Genomic DNA, 20,459 nt, shown 5'->3' on the forward strand with positions numbered 1-20,459 from the left:
CACTGTTTTTCCTTCGGTGTTTCTACAAAGCGAGGTCTACGGGTAGTAGACCTCGCTTTGTTATTGTCTAATGTCCGCATGACGACTGCCTTTAATCCCGATTGCCGCGCCTGCCCACGGTTGGTGTCCCATCTCGCTGAGGTGCGTCGTGACTACCCCGATTATCATGCTCGGCCGGTTGCGCCTTTCGGCGACCGCCGTGCGCGTCTGCTTGTCGTTGGCTTGGCGCCGGGTATGCACGGCGCCAACCGCACCGGCCGACCGTTCACCGGCGACCATGCCGGTATCTTGTTGTATCAGACGTTGCATCGTTATGGTTTTGCTAATCAAGCTGAAGGCGCCGATCCGAAGGATGGTCTGCGCCTGAGTAATTGCCGAATCACGAATGCCGTCAAATGTTTGCCGCCGGAAAATAAACCGACGCCGGCGGAGGTGACGCAGTGCAACGGTTTTTTGAAGATCGAGATCAACGGACTGCGCGCGGGGAGTGTGGTGCTCGCGCTCGGCGCCGTTGCCCATACCGCGGTGTTGAAGGCGCTTGAATTGAAGCCCGGCGCCTATAAGTTCGGGCATGGCGCGGAATATTCGTTGCCGTCCGGCATCACCTTGATCGATTCGTATCACTGCAGTCGCTACAACACACAAACCAAACGTCTTACGACGGCGATGTTTGCCGCGGTTGTACGGCGGGCGCGCACTTGTCTTGGTGATTAGTCATGGCAACCGATCTGCAACAGACGATCAAGGACTTGCCTTCGGGCCCCGGGGTGTATCGTTTGTTGGATGCCAAAGGCGAGGTGCTGTACGTCGGCAAGGCGCGTTCGCTGCGCAAGCGCGTGAGCAGCTATTTTCGTCCGACCGGGCAGGCGTTATCGCCGAAGATTCAGGCGCTGGTCAGTCATACCACCGCCATCGAAGTGACGCTGACGCACACCGAAAGCGAAGCGTTGCTGCTCGAAAACAATCTCATCAAGTCGCTGCGGCCGCGGTACAACATCATGCTGCGCGACGACAAGAGTTATCCGTACATTCTCGTGGCCGAGACGCAGGAATTTCCGCGGCTCGCATTTCATCGCGGGGCGAAGCGCGAGAAGGGTAGATACTTCGGACCGTATCCGTCGGCTTCTACCGTCCGCGAGAGTCTCAACCTGCTGCAAAAAGTATTTCCCGTTCGTCAATGCGAAGACACGTTCTTTCGTAATCGCTCGCGGCCGTGTCTGCAATATCAAATCAAACGCTGTTCGGCACCGTGCGTCGGACTGATCGATCGTGAGCATTACTTACAGGACGTACGCCACGCGACGCTGTTCTTGGAAGGCAAAAGCCGAATCGTCATCGAAGAGATGGTGAAGCGGATGGAACAGGCGGCGGTCAGCGAAGATTTCGAGGCGGCGGCGCTGTATCGCGACCGCATCGCCGCACTGAAGCGCGTGCAAGAGCGTCAATACATCACCGGCAAGGGCGGCGACGCCGATGTGTTTGCGGTCGCCAGCAACACCGATATGACTTGCATCCAGGCAACGTTCATTCGCGGCGGGCTCAACCTCGGATCGAAAATCTTTTTTCCGAAGGCGGGACAAGAATCGACGCCGGAAGAAATCATGGCGGCGTTCTTGCCGCAGTATTACCTCAACGCTGCCGGCGCCGCCGGCAAGCCAATTCCGGAACGCGTCTATCTCAGCCATACCGTCGAAGACCGCGTGACGATGGAGCAGGTGTTTACGCAATTGGCCGGGCGCAACGTCGCGATTGTTGCCGGCGGTGCCGTGCGCGGTGCGCCGCGCCGCTGGGTGGAAATGGCGCAGGTCAACGCCGCTGAAGAGCTGCGTCGTGCCGTGCACAGCCGCCTCAATCTCGAGGCGCGTTTCGAGGCGTTGCGGGAAGCGTTGGCGATGGATGTAGTACCGGAGCGCGTGGAGTGTTTCGATATTAGTCACACCATGGGCGAAGCGACCGTTGCCTCCTGTGTCGTGTTCGACCATAGCGGGCCGGTCAAGTCGGACTATCGACGCTTCAACATTGAAGGTATCGAGCCGGGCGACGACTACGGCGCGATGACGCAAGCATTAACCCGACGTTACCGGCGGGTGAAAGAAGGCGAGGGCCGTGTGCCTGACCTGTTGTTAGTCGATGGCGGTAAAGGACAGGTGGCGGCGGCCGAGGCAGTCTTAAATGAGTTGCAAGTCGAGGGGCTCAAGCTCGTCGGCGTGGCCAAAGGTCGCGAACGCCGGCCGGGTATGGAGCAGCTTTTCTTGTCCGGGACGGGGGAGGCCACTATACTGCCGGCCGATTCTCCGGCACTGCATCTCATCCAGCAAATTCGCGACGAGGCACACCGCTTCGCGATTACCGGCCACCGCCAACGGCGCGGCCGCGCGCGAACGACGTCACCGCTGGAGAGCATTCCTGGCATCGGCGATAAACGTCGGCAAGCGTTGCTAAAAAATTTAGGCGGAATGCGCGAGGTAGCACGCGCCGGTGTGGAAGATCTGGCGCGAATCCCTGGCATTAGCCCGGATCTGGCGCGGCGTATTTATGATGCGTTTCACGGGGACGCCTCGCACGAGCAGGAACAGCAATAATGATATGGAATGCTCCTAATCTCCTCACGCTGTTGCGGCTCTTTCTTATTCCGCTATTTATCATTGCGTACTACCTACCGTGGAAATACGCGCACGAGTTGGCGACGACGCTATTCGTCATCGCTGCCCTGACCGATTGGTTGGATGGTTATCTGGCGCGTCGCCTGCAACAGCTGTCGTCGTTCGGTGCGTTTCTCGATCCAGTCGCCGATAAGCTGATGGTCGCCGCCGCTTTAGTCATGTTGGTGGCGGATCCGAGTATTACGGCGAATGTTTTTGACGGTCGCGTGTTTGCGATTGTCGTGCTCGTGATCATCGGCCGTGAGATCACTGTCTCGGCGCTGCGCGAGTGGATGGCCGAAATCGGCAAGCGTTCGCGCATTGCGGTTTCCTTCGTCGGCAAGATCAAGACCACCGCCCAGATGCTGGCGATTCCGTTCCTGTTGTGGCGCGACCCGTTGTGGGGATTGCCGACCCTGCGTACCGGCGAAGTCCTGCTCTACATCGCCGCCGGGCTGACGTTATGGTCCATGTTGATCTATTTAAAGACCGCCTGGGCCTATTTAATGGCGCCGGAGCAGGATAAATGACCGCCGGCAAGCGCTAAGACAAGAAATAGTCAGCGAAAAATGCTGTCACTGGCTTGAACCCGGCCGGTGTCCTGCTTAAAATGGCGACCTTCTTCGCGGGCATAGCTCAGTTGGTAGAGCGCAACCTTGCCAAGGTTGAGGTCGGGAGTTCGAGCCTCCTTGCCCGCTCCATATCCCCAAGGGGAGGCCTAAATGTCCTCCCCGTTTCTTTAGCGGTTCTAAAAGGTCCATGCCGGGGCTTTTTGGCTTGTTCGGCTGGGTGGCAGAGTGGTTATGCAGCGGCCTGCAAAGCCGTGTACGCCGGTTCGATTCCGACCCCAGCCTCCATTCTCACCCGATGACAGCCCTAAGCGCTGTGTTATCCTTCGAATACCAGCGTTAAATGGTATTAACGTAACGGGCGAGAGACAGTATGCGGATAATGACCAAAAAACAAAAAGACATCCTCGGGCGCTTGCTAAGGCTCGCCAATGGCGATGTCTTATTGGTCGAACGCGCGCTGCGCCGGTTCTCGGATAAGCCCGGCAGCTCCAAAGAGCTTGTGCAGTTTATTAAAGATAACGCCCCGAAGAAGGCTGCCTAGTTTAGTTCCCGCCCGTGTCCCTGGCATGGACAAGTCTCGCTGTCCTGATAATGTTGTTTCCCGGCGTTCTGTTCTTTTTTGGCCTGTATTTCGAAGAACGCGCCTCGCGCGAAACCATCCAGGCCGGCCTACTGTTTGAGCTGACGTTTGTCGCGCTCGTTTCGCTCGCCGTTCACGCCACCGGCTTTTTGATAGCCTCGTTCGGCTGCAACATCGGCATTCCTTGCATCAACCTCGAATACGTTTTTGCCGCCTTGCAAATGCAGGGGGCCAACAATATTTCGGTCGCCGACCTCAGTGCCAATATCGGCGAAAATGTCGGTTGGATCTTTGTTTATTTGTTCGTCACCAGTACCGTCGGTTTCATCGCCGGCTGGCGCACCGGCGTCCGTATTATCAACGGCTCGCTGCCGCGCTTGGCGGTGCACAGTTGGATTTATGACCTGGTCGCGTCCGACGACCACTACATCATCGCCCACGTGCTGACCCACCTAAAATATGAGAACCGCGCGGTCGTCTATCGCGGCTTTCTCGAAGAATACTATTTCACCAAGGATGGCAAGATTTCCTACCTCGTGCTGTCGCAGTGCTCGCGTTATTACCTGGTTCTGGAAAAGGACGCGATCGAAACCAGCGCCATCGAGCACTGGAGCCCGATCGGCGAGACCCATGGCGTTTTGGCGCAGAACCAGGCGTCGGTAATATCCAGTATCTTCGTCATCGAAGGCGACGACATCAGTAACGTGGTATTTGATCGCGTAAAGTTGCCGGATACGGAGGAGGCGTTGGCCGATGTGATTCAACAGGGCGACGATAGTCTTCAACCGCAAGCCTAATCCCTTTACACTTCGCACCCCACAGCCCGAGTGGCGAAATTGGTAGACGCAACGGACTTAAAATCCGTCGGGGGGAAACCTCCATGCCGGTTCGATTCCGGCCTTGGGCACCATTATCAGTAACTTACGCTGCAGCGGTAGGGTTAACGGTTTCTGTTTTTTCCTGCTGTGACAAATTTGTGCCATTACTGTTTACAACCGTACTGGCGATCTGCTCTGCATAATGGGCCAGGTACTTCGCCGAGAGTTGGGCATAATGTTTCACCACCTCAACTTCTCATCAATGACATGTTCAACGACATCGTCCGTGATTTCGTCCAAGTAAAGCGCGCCTAAGAATTTATTCAGCCAGCGTATACGCTGAAGATCATCCTCAACGGTGCGCGATGCGCGCCCTACATTTCGTCATCGGCAACGCCGACATTACCTCGACGCCGACACCACCCCTGCACGATACGATCCGACACCATGGCCACCAGCGCGATGGATAACCCCGCGGTGAGACCGAGCCCGGCATCGGCCTTGCCGAGCGCTACGTACACGCGCTGACCTAGATCGGTGGTGCCAACCAGCGCCGCGACCGCCAGCATCGACAGCGCCGCCATAATCGTTTGATTCATGCCGAGCAGGATCGATGGCAACGCCAACGGGAGCTTCACGTGGTAGAGCAGCTGTCGTGGTGTGCATCCCATTTGCCGACCGGCTTCGATGAGCGTCGGCGGCACCGCACGCAGACCGTGCTCGACGTAGCGGATCGGCGGCACGATCGCGTACAACATGATCGCGATGAGCGCGGTGAATTCGCCGACCTTGAACAACATCAGCGCCGGAATGAGAAACACGAACTGTGGCATCGTCTGCAACGCATCGTTAATCGGTCGAAGTGTCGCCGAAACGATTTTGTACCGCGCCGCCGAGGCGCCGAGCAACCCGCCTACGATCACGCACAGCAACACCGCGAGCGCGCACAGATACATCGAATGCACGAACGGTTGCCACAATCCGCAGACCAGAATGAAGACTAGGCTCGCCACCGCGAACGCCGCGACCCTGCGGCCGGCCGCGCGCCACGCGAGCGTGCCGACCATGGCGATGAAGGCCGGCCACGGTAGATCGGCGAGACCGAAATAGAAAATCACCGCGGCGATAATCACCATGGACGGCGCCCAGCGACCGCCGCGCGCGTATAAAACGCCGGCGATACCCGATATCGCCAGCACATAGCCGGTCGTCATCGTCGGCGTCAGTGCGAACCCCCACGCCTGCGATGTTGCCACGCCGACCAAACCGATACGCAGGGGCAGCAGACCGCCGTACATAAAGCCGTTTTTTATCTGTTCGAACAACCCGGCGTGATGCGCGACGAACGCCATCAGAGCGTCGTTTAATCCCCCCGGGTCGAGCGCGATGGCCTCGGGTGGTGCCGAGAAAGAGTGAGGCAGGGCACAGAGCGCGGTGGCGAGGAGCGCCGCCGCCAAGTACACCCAGCGCCCGCGGCGCGGCGTTGACCGGCGCGCCTGCGATTTGCGTTGCTCGGCGAAGCCGCTCGTGATGCGATCGATCAACATCGCCAACAACGCGATGACCGATCCCGAGAGCACGCTCTGGCCGAACTCGGCTTTGCGCATGGCGCTCAACACTTCCCAGCCGATGTCATCGAAGCCGCCGATGATGGCGGCGATGATCACCATGCTAAAGATCGCCATGGTTGTCTGATTGATCCCGACTAGAATCTGTGGCATCGCGGTCGGCAGCTCGACGTAGAAAAATTTTTGCCAGGAGCTGGCGCCCGCCATGCTGCCGGCTTCTCTTATCGATATCGGCACTTCTTGCAATCCAAGCAGCGTGTTGCGCACCATCGGCGGGATCGCGTACAGCGCGCTGGCGATGAGACCGACCACTGGGCCGAAGCCGAACAACAGCAACAACGGGATCAGATAAGCGAACGAGGGCATCGTCTGCATAACGTCGAGCACGGCTTCGATCGCCGAACGCAGGCGGGCGAGTCGCTGCGCCGCGACACCGGCGGCGAAGCCGAGCGCGACCGAGATCGGCACCGCGAGCAGTACCAGCGTCAATGTGTTCATGCTTTGACGCCAATAGCCGCTCGCGAGGAGATACGCCGATACCGCCATCGCAAACATCAACAACCGCCATCCACCGGCGCGTAACGCGAGTGCCCCGATGATCACGACCGCCGCCGGCCACGGCAGCCATTGTAATCCGGCCTGCAGATAGTGCATCGGCACATGCAACGCCCCGGCCGACGCGCGAAAGAACGGCTGCGACGGCGCGATCACGCGATCGATCGCCACGTTGAGCCACGCGGCGATCGGCGGCATCCACTCCGTCGGATAGTCCACGAGCCACGGATAACGCGCGCGCGCCAGAATCGTGACGGCAATGAAGATCAGAAGCGCAGGCGCGATCCATCGATGCCGATCCATGCGACGCCCTACGGTAACGAAGAGCCGATCCGCCGCCACGGTCACGGACGCACTCCGCGGTCGCGTGCCAGCACGCGCGCGACCGCGGATGCATGCACGTGCCCGAGGCAACGTCGCTCGGCATCGATCACTGCAAACGATCGCATGCCGGCGGCAATGCGCATAACGAGATCATCGAGTGTCGTCTCGGGCGCCACGTCGTCGATCGCGTAGGACAGGTGACCCGCAGGTTCCATGACGTCGCGCGCCGTCATCACCTGCGCCAGCGGCACCTGGCGAGTGAATTCCGCGACACACGCGTTCGCCGGTCGCAACACGATGTCCGCCGGCGCGCCGATCTGGATCACGCGCCCGTCGCGCATGATCGCAATGCGATCCGCCAGACGGAACGCCTCGAGGATATCATGGGTGATGAAGACTATCGTTTTGTGCAGCAATTGTTGCAGCCGCAGGAATTCATCCTGCAACTGCGTACGGATCAACGGGTCGAGCGCGGAGAACGGCTCGTCGAGAAACCAGAGGTCGGGCTCCACGGCGAGCGAGCGCGCGATGCCCACACGTTGTTGCTCGCCGCCCGACAATTGATGTGGGAACGCGTGCTCGCGACCGCTTAAGCCCACAAGCTTCGCCATCTCGCGCGCACGCACGTGGCGCTCGGCCGCCGGTTCGCCGCGCATGCGCAGCGGAAACGCAATGTTGTCGAGCACGTTCAGATGCGGCAGCAGACCGAAGCTCTGAAACACCATGCCCATCGAACGCCGTCGCAGATCGATCAGACGACGCTCGCTCGCTGCCTGCAGGTCCTCGCCGTCGAGATACATATGGCCAGCGGTCGGTTCCACCAACCGCGACAGACAGCGAACTACGGTCGACTTACCAGAACCGGACAGACCCATGATGACGAAAATTTCGCCGACGTGAACGTCGAAACTGACATCGGCGACCGCGGCCAGGTGTTTGTCATCGAACAAGTCCAGGTATTTGTTGTCGCTGGCGCTTCGTGACGGCGACCCGGCGCCGTTCTCGCAAACGATGCCGTGACGCTTTATGAATTCGTCCGGATTGGGTCCATAGACCTTCCAAAGATGACGACACGACAACTTTACCGCGCTCGTCTTGGTCATCGTGCGCTACTGTGCGGCCACTGCCGTCCAGCGCTTCCAGCGCGATTCGTTCTTGTCGAGCCACTCCTTGGTAACGGTCTCGAGCTTTTCGTTCTTTTTGTCGATGCGCAGCATCATCTGTTGCTGCTCGGTGGCGTCTATCTTGAAGTTCTTCAACACCTCGTACGCCGCCGGCCATTTTTTTGCGAACCCGGACCAAGTGATTTTGTCGACCAGCGGGGGAGTGATGCACTCGGTGTTATTGTTTTGGTCGCACGGTGGCATCTTGACCCAATCGACATCGACTTCCGCCAACACCCATTGGGGTGCCCAGAACATCATGATCAACGGCTTCTTCGCCGCGACCGCGGATCGCAGCTCCGCCACCAGCGCGCCTTCCGAGCCGGCGGGGATCGGCGTCAGCGGGAGTTTTGCATTTTTAATGATCGCGGCGCTACGTGAGCCCCAGTCGGCCGGATAGTCGAGCAGGCGGCCGTTGGGCAATGTGTCCGGCATCGACAGCGCCTGAACGCACTCGGGTTTTTTCAACGCACTCCAGTCGGGTAACCCTGGACAGATCTGTTTCATGTAGCTTGGGAAGATCCAACCTTCTTTGGTTTGTAACCCAAGACTGCCGAGATCTTCAATTTTCTTTTCCGCCAGCACTTTCGGGAAAATATCGCCGACGTTGTTCATCCAAATTTCCAGCGATGCATCGATCGATCCGTCCGCAAGGCCGGAGAATTGCGGAAAGTTGCCGGCGGTGACGTATTCGACCTTGTAGCCCATCTTGCGCAATATCTCACCGGCGATGCGGGTCGTGACGTGTTGCCCGGTCCATTCCAACATCGCCAAGCGGATCGGCTCGTCCTTCGCGCCGAGCTCGGCGCCGACGGCGTTGACGCATAGACAGAAGGTGGCTGCAGCGACGGCGATGCAGTGGATGAATTTCAAATGGATACGCATCGTTGGTCCTCCTAAATAGCATTATTAGGTGTTTCAAAGCTAGAAACCGCACTTCACCGCTGTCGCGATCGACAGAATCGCGCTGTTGATGAAGATGGGCGCTGGCGGCGAAGCCTTAGAGCACCCACATGATGAATATCATGGGCAGACAACCGGGACCGCACAATGTGCCAAAAGACACAATGACGAAGCCGCGGAGCATCTGCTAATACTGAAATCGCCGCTGAAGGAACTGTTTCCGTTCAGTCTTGTGCTGCGGTTGGTTTTGGTTTCATTGATTTTCATTGGCCGGCACCTAGGCTTAAGAAACTTCGAGTTGTCAGGGAATTTTTGTGGATTTTAGCGTCGCTTAATCAGTAAACGGGAGTCAGTAAACAGGAGAATCAACGATGAAGATTCACGCAACATGGTTAGGACATCTGGTTGCAACCGCAGCGGCACTTTGCTTTTCCGCGAACGTTGCAGCCGCGGATCTCGGCGCCACGGACGAACCGATCCGCTTGGCGATGTTGGAATGGACCGGGCAGCACGTCACGACCCGCATCGGCGGTGAGATATTGCGCAAAATGGGTTACAAGGTCGAATACGTCACCACCGGCAACTTCCCCCAGTTCTCCAGTCTGGCCGACGGATCGATTCATGCGTCGTTGGAAATTTGGATGAACAACGTCGGCGATATTTTCCCGAAGGTGCTCGCCGAAAGGAAAATCGAAGATATCGGTAATCTCGGGTTGCGAACCAAGGAAGGTTGGATCTTCCCGAATTACATGAAAGATGTTTGTCCGGGGTTACCCGACTGGAACGCCTTGAAAAACCCGAAGTGCGTACAGGCGCTGTTGATGCCGGACACGGCACCCAACGGTCGCCTCGTCGACTATCCCGCCGATTGGGGCTCGCGCAGCGCCGCGATCATTAAAAATGCGCAGCTTCCACTAAAGCCGATCCCGGCAGCGTCCGAAGATGCGTTGGTCGCGGAGCTGCGATCCGCGGTCGCGGCGAAGAAGCCGTTGCTCATGATGTTTTGGGGGCCGCATTGGGTGCTGGCGGAATTCGATGTCAACTGGGTCGTTATGCCGCCGTGCGACAAAATCCGAAATTCGCTTAGCAATAACGCCGAATGCATCATTCCTCCGCAAATTGACAAAGTTACCTGGTCCGGGTTCGAGAAAAAATGGCCAGCGGCGTACAAGTTGTTGGAGAAATTCAAAATGGATGCCACCGAGCAACAAGAAATGATGTGGCGCATCGATAGAAAGCATGAAAAGCTCGATACCGTAGTCAAGGAATGGGTCGAAAAAAACGAGATGCGCTGGAAGCGTTGGATCAAGGCAGCGCAGTGAAAGTGGCGGTGCGCGATTTTATATCTGGCGCCGGACGACGCCGGCTTCGTCGACGGCGCGATCGTATCGATCGATAGCGGTGGTGTCTATGGAGTTTAATCAGTAAACAGGAGGAACAACGATGCATCTTCATTTGAAACTTATTCGCCGCATTACCATTGCGACCATCGCGCTCGTTTTTTGCACGAGTGCCGTTGCCGCCGATCTCGGGGTCAAGGACCAACCGATCCGCTTGGCGATGTTGGAATGGACCGGGCAGCACGTCACGACCCATGTCACCGGTGAGATATAGCGCAGAATGGGGTACAACGTTGAATACGTCACCGCCGGGCCGTCACCAAGGAATGGGTCGACAAACACGAAGCGCGCTGGAAGGTCTGGGTCACGATGGCGGTGCAGTGATAAGAGTTTCCTTAGTTTTATAAACAGCCGCTCGTCGCGTGAAGAGAGAATAATGGTAGAGGTCATCTCATAAGTCCCTTACCCCAACCTCTCTCTCCGGAGGAAAGGGGTTTTACTCCCTTCTCCCCCCGGGAGAAGGGCGGGGGATGAGGGAAAGAGGGTGCTTATTAAGATGACCTCTAAAACCCTAGCGCTGAAAGAACTGAAAGAACTGCAGGAAAAGTTCCCGTTCCGTCTTGATGTCGAGCTTCTCGTAGATGCGTCGGCGATGATTCTTTACGGTGCCAACTGCAATGCCGAGACGCTTAGCGATCGTTGAGCTCGGGTATCCGCGAAGAACGAGTTGCACCAGTTCCTTTTCGCGCGCCGAGAGCTCCGGCCAAAGATCGTCCGGGATGACGGGTTCGCGCTTCGGCATCGCTCCGACCATGTTAGGAAAGTCGGTACGCATAAAATTCGGTCGGCGTGATCGGATGTCCAAGGAATGCAACGCGGCGAAAATGGAGAAGCGCGCCGTGAGCGACGCAATCTCGCTGTCCTTGAACGGCCGACTGGTGCGATCGAGGAATATGCCGAGACACCAGTCGCCTCCGTCCTCGAGCAGGATGCCGACTTCATCGCAAATCGCGGACTGCGCCAGGAACTCGGCGATGTACTTGCCGCGCTTGACATCATCGTTGGTCAATCGCTTAAGCGGGACAATGCCGAGTTGACGCTGTTCGCGCCAATAGGCATAGAACGGATCGTAGATGTAATAGTTCTCGAGATAGCGCCGCACCATGTGATCGGAAAAGTGCCGGTGCTTGACGAATTCAGGTCGGCGTGTCGCGGAGTAGCGCGTCACCGTAACCAGATCGTGTGCCACCGACGATCCGACGGCGTCAATCAGCCGGTCGACATGCTGGTCGGTCCCGGTGGCAGTAATGGCGGCAGCCAGCGGCTGCCAAATTCTATCCATCCGCATTGCTCATTATTGGCACCGCCCGTCCACCTTCGTCATGGTGTCTTTTAGCATACGTCATTGTGCCTTTTGGCATATGGCGCCGCCACGGTTCTCGCACCACACTGATTGGAAGATCAATCAAGAGGTGTTGCAGCTTTGAAAACACGTGCTTTGAAAGAGCCAGCCCTGGAAAACCCTATCGTGATCGGGATCGATGCCGGCGGCACCATGACCGACACCATTCTCGTGGACGAGTACGGTCACTTCAAGATCGGCAAGGCGGCGACCACGCCGAAGAACGAGGCGGAAGGTTTCATCGCCTCGGCCGCCGATGCCGCGGAAGCCTGGGGAATCTCGCTCGACGAGCTTTTCACCGGCGTTAACGTCGTGCTGTATTCCGGTACCGGCATGCTGAACACGCTGCTGTCTCGCACCGGCCGCAAACTCGGCTTGATCACCACCAAAGGCTTGGAAGACATGATCCTAATGGGCCGGGGTCTGCAAGCCTGGGCCGATTATTCCTATGCCGACCGTTTGCATGCCGTGACTCATCATCATCCCGATCCCCTGGTGCCGCGCCGCCGCACGCATGGCGTCACCGAGCGCATCGATCATTTCGGCGATATCGTCCTGCCGCTCTACGAGCACGAGGTGGTCCAGGCGGCGCAAGCACTGATCAAGGATAAGGTCGACGGCATCTGCATCATGACGATCTTCTCGCACGTCAACCCGGTCCATGAAAAGCGCATCGCCGAGATCTGCCGCGAGGAAATCGCCAAGGCCGGCGCCGACATCATGGTTTACGCCAGCCACGCCGTGCGCCCCGTCATTCGCGAGCAGTCGCGTTTAAACAGCGTGCTTATCGAAGCCTATGCGACCTCGCGCGGCCGCAAGCAGTTGAAAGCGATTGAAGAGATTTCGCAGAAGTACGGTTTCCGCTACGGCGTGCAGACGCTGCTTTCTTTCGGCGGTCTCACCTCTATCAACCATCCGCGCCTGCACGAGACCATGATCTCGGGCCCGATCGGCGGCATTCTCGGTGCGATGTATGTCGGCAAGTTGATCGGTAATGACTCGCTGGTCTGCTCCGACATGGGCGGCACATCGTTCGACATGGGTGTCATTGCGCGCGGTCAGACGCGCATCGAAAACGAGCCGCTGATGGATCGTTTCAAGCTTAATGTGCCGACGCTGCATCTCGACACCATTGGCGCGGGCGCCGGCATGATCCTGAAGGTCGACCCGTTGACGCGCAAAGTCAGCCTCGGTCCAGAGAGTGCCGGCTCCGATCCGGGTCCGATCTGCTTTGATCGCGGCGGCACCGAACCCACCATCGCCGATTGCGACGCGATTCTCGGGCGGCTCAATCCAGACTATTTCCTCGGCGGCAAGCTGAAACTCAAGGTAGAAAAGGCTCGCCTCGCATTTAAAGAGAAATGCGCCGACCGACTCGGCGTCTCCGTCGAGGAAGCGGCCGAAGGCATGATCGAGATGCTGGAAGGCGACGCCAACAATGCGCTGCGTCGCGTCATCTCGGGACAGGGCATTCATCCATCGGAGTTCACGCTCTTCTCCTATGGCGGTTCCGGTCCATTGCATCTCGCCGGTTGCTCGCGCGGCATCGGCTTCCGCGACATCATTACCTTCCAGTTTGCCGCCGGCTTTTCCGCCTTCGGCTGCACGACGGCCGACTATATGCGCCGGCATTCGGTATCGACGCAGTTCGACATCGCATCGAAGCCGACGGAGACGGCGCTTGAAGGTTTCGCCGCCTCGGTTACCACGATCTGGAATGACCTGGAAAAAGCGGGAGTCGACGAGATGCTCCCCGACGGTCATACCCGCGACAACATCAAGACGACGCACTTTTTGATGATGCGTTATACCGGCCAGCTCGAAGACGTGGAAGTGATATCGCCGATCTCGACGATCAACAACGCCGAGGACATGCGCAAGGTAATCGACCATTTCGAAGCGGTCTATGCCAGAACCAACCATCGCGTCTCGCGTTACGGCGAGGCCGGTTTCTCGATCCGGGAACTCGGCGTCATTGCCACCGCTGACAAGGTGAAGCCGGTGTTGCGCAAGCGCGCGCTTGGCACCTCCGACCCGAGCTCCGCGCACAAAGGTGTGCGCGAGGCCTATATCGGCGGACGTTGGCATAAGGCCAATCTCTACGAGATGGATCTGCTGCAACCGGGTCATGAGGTAAAGGGTCCGGCCATTATCGAGCATCCCGCAACCACGTTGGTCATTCATCCGAACGACCGCGTCTTTATCGATGAGTGGACGCTGCTTCACTATCATCACGCTTGAGGAGTGACGTCATGTTGGAAAACACGTTGGAAAAAGCTAAGTCCGTGGCACCGTTACATAAATCCGCGACGCCATTGCGCGACCGCCTTCTCGAGTCCGAACGGATGATGGAAGAGACCGGCTGCTACGACGGCATCACCGAGCTTACGCTGCGCAAGCAAGATCCGCTGAAGTTCGAGACGTTGCATACCAAGCTCAAGGCCGTGTGCGTCTCGGCCCGCGAGATGTGCCGGCGCATTTCGGCATCGCCGGGTGTGCGTGAAGTGGGCGAGATGGTGGTGGCGATCTACACGCCCGAGGGCGATGCCATCGCGCTGTCGAACGGCATCATGGTTCATGTCCATACGATGAGTCGTTTCATCAAATGGATGATCAAGAACGGCTACGAAGAAAATCCCGGCATTCGCCCCGGCGACATCTTCGCCAACAACGACGCCTTCATCGGCACGGTCCAGGTGCCGGACGTCATGGACGTGATACCGATGTACCATGAAGGCACGTTGGTGGGTTGGGCCGGTGCCGTCTGCCACGAGCTCGAAGTGGGCGGCATCACGCCGGGCGGCGACGTCTGCCTGGCGCAAGAACGCTTCACCGAAGGTCTGTTCGTCTGCGGCGAAAAGATCGGACAGAACGACGAGATCCGGCGTGACCACGTCATCCGTTGCGAGCGCAATCTGCGGATGCCCATTTACTGGGTACTGGACGAAAAGGCCAAGGTCGCCTCGTGCATCGACATACGCGAGAACGTTAGGAACCTCATCAAGGAAGTCGGTCTCGACTACTGGATGCGGGTCTCCAAGGAATACATCGAGGAGGGCCGACGCGCACAACTGGCGCGCTCGCGCCAGCTCACCGTTCCTGGCAAGTATCGTGGTCACACCTTCTACGGCCATGTCACCGAAGGCAAGCCCGGTTTCCAACCGCTCAGCGATCCGAACTGGCTCTACAACATACCGATCGAAATGGAGATCACCACCGACGGTACGATCAAGCTCGATTTCGAAGGCACGCAGCCTTGGGGTTATCATTCGATGAACTGCACGCCAGCCGGCATGGATGGCGGCATGTTCGTGACGCTGACGCAGCACATGAATTTCGAAGGCTTGGTCAATGACGGCGCGTGGATGGCGACCGAACTGAAACTGCCGCGTGGCACCTGGACCGATCCGGACGACGAGACGGCCGCGACCGCTACCTCATGGGCATTGCTGCTTCCGGCCTATGGCGTGTTCCAGCGACTGCTATCGCGGGGATTCATCGCGCGCGGCTTCGTCGAGGAGGCCTTCATCGGCCAGGTCAACAGCCCGATGGTCGAGATGGGCGGCATGAGCCAGTACGGCACTAATTTCGGTATGGCGCATTTCGAATGCGCCGCGGCCGGTTCCGGCGCGCTTGCCATCAAGGACGGGCTCGATACCGCGTATGTCGGTTGGAATCCCGAATCCGACATGGGCAATATCGAGATCTGGGAGCAGAGCATGCCGATGGTCTATATCGGCCGCTCGATCATTCCGAATTCCGGCGGTGCCGGAAAATATCGAGGCGGTTGCGCGTTCATCTCCACCTGGCTCATCAACAAAACTAATTTTCTGCGAATCACCACCTCGGAACATTCCTCGCGCGTGTTCGATAACGGTGGCATGTGCGGCGGTTATCCCGCGCCGACCTGCGAGAAGCACCACGCGGTACGCAATTCCGATATCCACGAACGGGCCGCGCGGCGCGAGCCGCTGGCGCACGCGCCGGGGAATAATCCGCTGGATTCAGATTTCGAGCGTACCTATAAAGGTGAGCATGTATTCGAGGAAGGTCCCTACATCACCAAGCCGCACAAAGCCGGCGACATCTTTAGCCATCCCTACAATGGCGGCGGCGGCTTTGGCGACGTGCTAGAGCGAGACCCGGTCAAAACCGCCTGGGATGTCGAAAACGGTTTTCTCACCCGGGAATCGGTGGACGCTCTTTTTGGGATCGTTCTAAAGGACGACGCCGATGGCTATCCAGTGGCCGATCTCGAGGCGACCGCCAAGCGTCGGAAGCAAATGCGGCGCGAGCGGCTGAAGCAGGCGATCCCGGTTTCCGAGTGGATGGCGAACGAACGCAAGCGCGTCGAACGCTCAGATTTCGCGCCAGAAGTGGCGAAAATGTATGCCAGCGCCATGCGACTGTCACCGCGTTTCTCAGCGGAGTTCCGCACGTTCTGGAACCTTCCCGCTGATTTCACGATATCGCTGGAGAACTAACCATGACCCAATACAGCAAAGAAGTCATTCGCGAGCTTGCCGCCGGTACGCTGCCCTGGCCGCAGACACGCCGGATCATGAGCGCCTACAAGGATGAAGACCGCTTCTTCAAGTATATCGAGATGCTTCAAGATCGCGTTTCCTGGAAGGATCCGATTTTGCTGCCGGTGAGCGAGCATCTCTTTATCTGCGAGAGTGCAACGGGTCGGATAACGCGTTGCGAATGCGGCCACTCCTTCGGCGATTACCGAAAAAACTGGAAACTGAAAGCGGTGATTAATGTGCGCAACACGGAAGAAAGCCTGCGCGAAATTTATCCGAACAGCGATATTCCCGATCCGCAATGGATGGAGATTCGCGAATTCTTCTGCCCCGAGTGCGCGACTCTGCACGAGGTGGAAGCCGCGGCGCCCGGTTATCCGATCCTGCACGACTTCGAGCCGGATCTCGAAGGGTTCTATCGCGATTGGCTCGATAAGCCGTTGGCTAAGGCGTGAGCAACATGGCGAAACGCCCGAGTATTCTTAGGGAGACGTTGATTTATTACCCCTCTCCCGCCGGGAGAGGGGCTGGGGTGAGGGAAACAGCGCCATTTCTCGCGACAATTTTCCCTCACCCTAACCCTCTCCCGGTGGGAGAGGAAATTCTTCAGATGAAGAGCCTGTTAAAGCCGTGAGCGCATTCCTCAAAGGGAAAAGCGCGGTAGTTACCGGTGGTCTCACGGGCCAAGGTCTGGCAATCGCCAAGGCCTTGGCCGGTGTCGGCGCGAATGTCGCGGTCGGATCGTTCGTGCGCACACCCGTGGCACGGCAGGACGATGCCGCGGCCTATCCCGATCCCAAAGAGATAAGCGAGGTGCGGGAGCAACTGGCGGAATACGGCACCGCCGTTTATGCCGGTCATCTCGACGTTCGTGATACGACCGTGATCGATAAATTCATCGCGGCTGCCGAAGCCGCCTGCGGCCCGACCGACATCCTGATCAACGCGGCTGGTACCACCGCCGAACAGGCCGTTGTCGGTCATTCGGACGAACTCTGGCTCAAGATCATCGACACCAATCTCAACGGCGCCTTCCGCATGATCAGGAAGCTGCTACCCGGCATGATCGAGCGCCGATGGGGCCGCATCATCAATATTGGCTCCACGGCAGCGACCGTCGGCTGGCGCGACAATCCCGCCTACTGTGCCTCCAAGTCGGGGCTCCTCGGGCTGACACGGTGTGTGGCGCTCGAAGGCGCGCCGCACGGTGTGAGCGCGGTGATGATCAGCCCCACTTGGGTCGAGACCGAACTGATGCGACGCAACGTCGAGCAACTCGTTCAGCGTGAGGGGAAAGGTCGTAGTGTCGAGCAGGCGATGGCGGAGATTGCCAAACAGAACCCGCAACATCGCATCATCCAACCCGAAGAAATCGCCGCGCTCGCTGTCTTCCTGTGCCGCGATGAGGCAAGGGGGATTACCATGGAAAACATCCAGATCACCGGCGGCGCGCTCTGGTAAAGGGGTAGCTACGCTAGAGAAAGTTTATTCTCGACCAGCGCTGTGACCGACCCAAAACACCGGACAAACTATCACCGTCATCCAGGCGACGAGCACAGGAAGCCAACCATGAAAACTCCAACCAAACCTGTGCTCGACGTGGAACTGCGGTTGCGCGAAGTTGCGCAGCTGTTCAACTCGATGGACCCGACCCCGTTCCACCATAAAGATCTCGATCCCGACGCCGAGCAATTCATCGAAAGCTGGGCCCTGGAGTTTCCCGCCGGCAGCGAGTTCCGGATTACGTTGCATCTGGAACGGGTGTCGCAAGACGACGCGCTCGGACTCGTGACGGAGGCGATCCACAATTATTTTGCGTACAAGGCCGAGCTCACACGCCGCGAGCTCCATCAATTGCTGCGCTACGGCCGCACCAGTCTGCTCATCGGTCTGTTGTTTTTGGCGTTCTGTTTGTTTACGGCGGACGCGCTGAAAAAATCCGCCGGCGGAACCGTCAGCACGCTCACGCGCGAAAGCCTGATCATCGGCGGGTGGGTCGCGATGTGGCGACCGATGCAGATTTTCTTTTACGACTGGTGGCCGATCGTATCGCGGCGGCGGATTTATCTCAGCCTCAGCCGCGCGCAGGTACGCATCGTGCCGTCGGCGGCAAAACCGGTGTGAGGACGCGGCCGAGCAACAAGAAATGGCGTGGCGTATCGAAAAGAATAAGGAAATTATCAATGCCGTGGCCAAGGAATGGGTTGAAAAAAACAGCGCGCGTTGGGAACGCTGGGTGACGGCGGCACAGTGACGTGCCAAGGTGACGACTGTCGAAACTCGTGGCCCACTGTGACAAAATTGTGCCACGGTCGTTTAGGTAACGGCAGGTTTTCCGATAATTGAGGTAGGAAACGAGGCGCAGCAAGCGGCGCAAGTGGTTGAGTTGATTAGCGCCTAGTTCCTATCCCGTCCCTCTTAAAATCCGTCGGGGGGGGGAAACCTCTATGCCGGTTCGATTCCGGCCTTCGGCACCACCCTATAAGTAAGTCAAAGATGTACCGGATTGTAGGTATCGCAAGGTGTTAGTTCGATGCACAAATGCTAGCATCACGGTAGCCACCGAAAGTGGTGCCGACGCACTTTATAAGTCCTTGCGTAACATAGTTCCCGTATCAGAAAATACGATGGTAGTGCCATTTACCTAATCGAGGTTCACGTATTGTGAACACCGGATGAGGTTTAGGACGTCGGCGCAGTTCGCCTGATGATTGGGTACTGCTTGCAAGACCGCGAGAGAAGTTCGCAGTTAACGTTACTAAGGCGTGACTAAGAAGAATCAGCCACGGGACACCAGGGATGAAACAATGACGCACCGCGCGTTTCCTTTCCTCTCCGCTGTCGCGATTCGTAAAATAACTAACCAACAACAAGGAGGATGTAATGGGTTCTAAAGCCGCACAACCCGCCGCGCGAGTGGGCGACATCGACACCGGCCACGACACTCAACCGCCGACCGCAATCACCACCGGCAGTCCTGATGTACTCATCAACGGCTTACCCGCCGCCCGCTTTGACGACGAACTGGAATCTCACGGCTGCATACCGGATGAACCGCGTCGCATTATTGAGGGTGCCGGCTCTGTCCTGATCAATGGCAAACCGGCGGCGCGCGTCACCGATGCGGTGGATTGTGGCGGCACGCTTGACGTTGGTTCTAAAAATGTTTCTATCGGCGACAGTCCAAGGTGACGGACGCGAGCGTTACCGTATAGGGCGGTCTCAAAGGAGCCGTGAATATGTTTTGGTGCAAGAACGCCGCCGCGTTCCAGTCGTGTCGACGCACCTTATACGTCCTTGCATGACACGGTTCCCAAGTCGGGGAATGCGATGACAGCGCCGTTCACTAACTGAGTTTCATGTTTCGTGAACATCAGACAATGTTCGGCGCGGTCGGTGTCTTGTGCCCGACAGCTGGACGCCAGTTGAAAAACATTACGGAAAAATCGCAGATAGAATCGCGCTAACGTAACAAAAAATCGGCTATCAGGGAGGAAGGTCATGGCCCACCGCACTAACACTGTCTTACTCCACCTAGCTCGCATTCTCAGCACGTCCTCGGACTTGCCCGCTTGCTTTCAAACAATGCGGCGCATGATCCGTTTATAAGCCGCCGTCTTAAACAAATAATTAAAGGGAGCTTGATCCGTGTCTGTATTTTTAAACTACGAAGGCATTAAAGGGGAGTCTGCCGACAGAGGTCACAAAGAGTGGATCGACGTCGAAACCTGGAAATGGGGCACCCACCGTCAAATCACTTCCGCTAGCTCTACGAAGGGCGACCGCGAATCGAGTAACGCCCGCATCGTTGATTTGATCATCACCAAAAAGATGGACAGCGGCCACGCCGAAACTGTTTTTAGAAGCGTGTTGCGGCACCGGCAAAACCGTTGTGCTGCGCCTGACGAAGACCGGCAGCGGCGATGGCGCCGACGTGTTTATGGAATACACGCTGAAGAACGCCCTAATTAGCGAATATAAAGTGGGTGGAAGTCGGCGGCTCTTTGCCGGAAGACCGCAGGAAATCATTACCATCAGTTTTGTCGATCTTGAAACGCGATACACG

General features: G+C 57.8%; 18 protein-coding genes and 3 tRNA genes. 17 read left to right on the top strand and 4 right to left on the bottom strand.

Annotated elements, in window-relative coordinates; genetic code table 11:
* Window positions 1-78: 78 nt before the first annotated feature.
* The 8 genes from HY308_16770 to HY308_16805 all read left to right on the top strand — a co-directional run bounded on the left by HY308_16770 (window position 79) and on the right by HY308_16805 (window position 4,704).
* The gene (locus HY308_16770; protein MBI3899928.1) at window positions 79-714 is read left to right on the top strand and encodes a uracil-DNA glycosylase; all 636 of its coding nucleotides are present in this window, start codon (window positions 79-81) and stop codon (window positions 712-714) included.
* Between the two features lie 2 nt (window positions 715-716).
* Window positions 717-2,582, top strand: a complete 1,866-nt coding sequence (gene uvrC, locus HY308_16775; GenBank protein ID MBI3899929.1) for an excinuclease ABC subunit UvrC — start codon at window positions 717-719, stop codon at window positions 2,580-2,582.
* Entirely contained in the window at window positions 2,582-3,172 is a 591-nt protein-coding gene (gene pgsA / locus HY308_16780) for a CDP-diacylglycerol--glycerol-3-phosphate 3-phosphatidyltransferase (GenBank protein ID MBI3899930.1), read from the top strand. Before uvrC ends, pgsA begins: the two co-directional genes overlap by 1 nt.
* Before the next feature lie 95 nt (window positions 3,173-3,267).
* A tRNA-Gly gene (locus HY308_16785) sits at window positions 3,268-3,343 on the top strand.
* Window positions 3,344-3,425: 82 nt separating this feature from the next.
* A tRNA-Cys gene (locus HY308_16790) sits at window positions 3,426-3,499 on the top strand.
* A gap of 94 nt (window positions 3,500-3,593) precedes the next feature.
* Window positions 3,594-3,755 carry a hypothetical protein gene (locus HY308_16795; GenBank protein MBI3899931.1) on the top strand — a complete coding sequence of 54 codons (162 nt, stop codon included), beginning with the start codon at window positions 3,594-3,596 and terminating at the stop codon, window positions 3,753-3,755.
* Window positions 3,756-3,805: 50 nt separating this feature from the next.
* The gene (locus tag HY308_16800; protein ID MBI3899932.1) at window positions 3,806-4,591 is read left to right on the top strand and encodes a hypothetical protein; all 786 of its coding nucleotides are present in this window, start codon (window positions 3,806-3,808) and stop codon (window positions 4,589-4,591) included.
* 24 nt (window positions 4,592-4,615) lie between these two features.
* Window positions 4,616-4,704, top strand: a tRNA-Leu gene (locus HY308_16805).
* Window positions 4,705-4,986: 282 nt separating this feature from the next.
* Here the strand turns inward: HY308_16805 and HY308_16810 are convergent.
* Genes HY308_16810 through HY308_16820 form a run of 3 tightly spaced genes read right to left on the bottom strand, consistent with a single transcriptional unit; the run spans window position 4,987 to window position 9,107 of the window.
* Window positions 4,987-7,083, bottom strand: coding sequence for an ABC transporter permease subunit (locus HY308_16810; protein ID MBI3899933.1), 2,097 nt, complete (start codon window positions 7,081-7,083; stop codon window positions 4,987-4,989).
* A complete protein-coding gene (locus HY308_16815) occupies window positions 7,080-8,162 on the bottom strand; it encodes a betaine/proline/choline family ABC transporter ATP-binding protein (protein MBI3899934.1) in 1,083 nt (360 codons plus the stop codon). Before HY308_16815 ends, HY308_16810 begins: the two co-directional genes overlap by 4 nt.
* A gap of 6 nt (window positions 8,163-8,168) precedes the next feature.
* The gene (locus HY308_16820) at window positions 8,169-9,107 is read right to left on the bottom strand and encodes an ABC transporter substrate-binding protein (protein MBI3899935.1); all 939 of its coding nucleotides are present in this window, start codon (window positions 9,105-9,107) and stop codon (window positions 8,169-8,171) included.
* Window positions 9,108-9,496: 389 nt separating this feature from the next.
* On the opposite strand from HY308_16820, the gene HY308_16825 reads away from it, so the two are divergent.
* Both HY308_16825 and HY308_16830 read left to right on the top strand, forming a co-directional pair.
* Window positions 9,497-10,447: an ABC transporter substrate-binding protein gene (locus HY308_16825; protein ID MBI3899936.1), complete on the top strand. Its 951-nt coding sequence runs from the start codon at window positions 9,497-9,499 to the stop codon at window positions 10,445-10,447.
* Window positions 10,448-10,568: 121 nt separating this feature from the next.
* Window positions 10,569-10,739, top strand: coding sequence for a hypothetical protein (locus HY308_16830; GenBank protein ID MBI3899937.1), 171 nt, complete (start codon window positions 10,569-10,571; stop codon window positions 10,737-10,739).
* Between the two features lie 297 nt (window positions 10,740-11,036).
* Here HY308_16830 and HY308_16835 read toward each other — a convergent pair whose 3' ends face one another.
* Window positions 11,037-11,813, bottom strand: a complete 777-nt coding sequence (locus HY308_16835; GenBank protein ID MBI3899938.1) for a helix-turn-helix transcriptional regulator — start codon at window positions 11,811-11,813, stop codon at window positions 11,037-11,039.
* 165 nt (window positions 11,814-11,978) lie between these two features.
* Between HY308_16835 and HY308_16840 the strand changes: the two genes are divergently transcribed.
* From HY308_16840 to HY308_16870, 7 genes are all read left to right on the top strand, one after another.
* A complete protein-coding gene (locus tag HY308_16840; GenBank protein MBI3899939.1) occupies window positions 11,979-14,108 on the top strand; it encodes a hydantoinase/oxoprolinase family protein in 2,130 nt (709 codons plus the stop codon).
* 11 nt (window positions 14,109-14,119) lie between these two features.
* Window positions 14,120-16,351, top strand: coding sequence for a hydantoinase B/oxoprolinase family protein (locus tag HY308_16845; GenBank protein MBI3899940.1), 2,232 nt, complete (start codon window positions 14,120-14,122; stop codon window positions 16,349-16,351).
* Between the two features lie 2 nt (window positions 16,352-16,353).
* Window positions 16,354-16,848 (top strand): acetone carboxylase subunit gamma, encoded by a 495-nt coding sequence (locus HY308_16850; GenBank protein ID MBI3899941.1) that lies wholly within the window; start codon window positions 16,354-16,356, stop codon window positions 16,846-16,848.
* Between the two features lie 175 nt (window positions 16,849-17,023).
* Window positions 17,024-17,854, top strand: a complete 831-nt coding sequence (locus HY308_16855; protein MBI3899942.1) for an SDR family oxidoreductase — start codon at window positions 17,024-17,026, stop codon at window positions 17,852-17,854.
* Between the two features lie 108 nt (window positions 17,855-17,962).
* Window positions 17,963-18,517 (top strand): hypothetical protein, encoded by a 555-nt coding sequence (locus tag HY308_16860; GenBank protein ID MBI3899943.1) that lies wholly within the window; start codon window positions 17,963-17,965, stop codon window positions 18,515-18,517.
* A gap of 759 nt (window positions 18,518-19,276) precedes the next feature.
* Window positions 19,277-19,585, top strand: coding sequence for a PAAR domain-containing protein (locus HY308_16865; GenBank protein ID MBI3899944.1), 309 nt, complete (start codon window positions 19,277-19,279; stop codon window positions 19,583-19,585).
* A 456-nt stretch (window positions 19,586-20,041) separates the two neighbouring features.
* Window positions 20,042-20,365 carry a type VI secretion system tube protein Hcp gene (locus tag HY308_16870; GenBank protein ID MBI3899945.1) on the top strand — a complete coding sequence of 108 codons (324 nt, stop codon included), beginning with the start codon at window positions 20,042-20,044 and terminating at the stop codon, window positions 20,363-20,365.
* The last annotated feature ends 94 nt before the right edge of the window (window positions 20,366-20,459 follow it).

The organism is Gammaproteobacteria bacterium (genome assembly GCA_016199745.1).
Taxonomy (GTDB): domain Bacteria; phylum Pseudomonadota; class Gammaproteobacteria; order Acidiferrobacterales; family Sulfurifustaceae; genus JACQFZ01.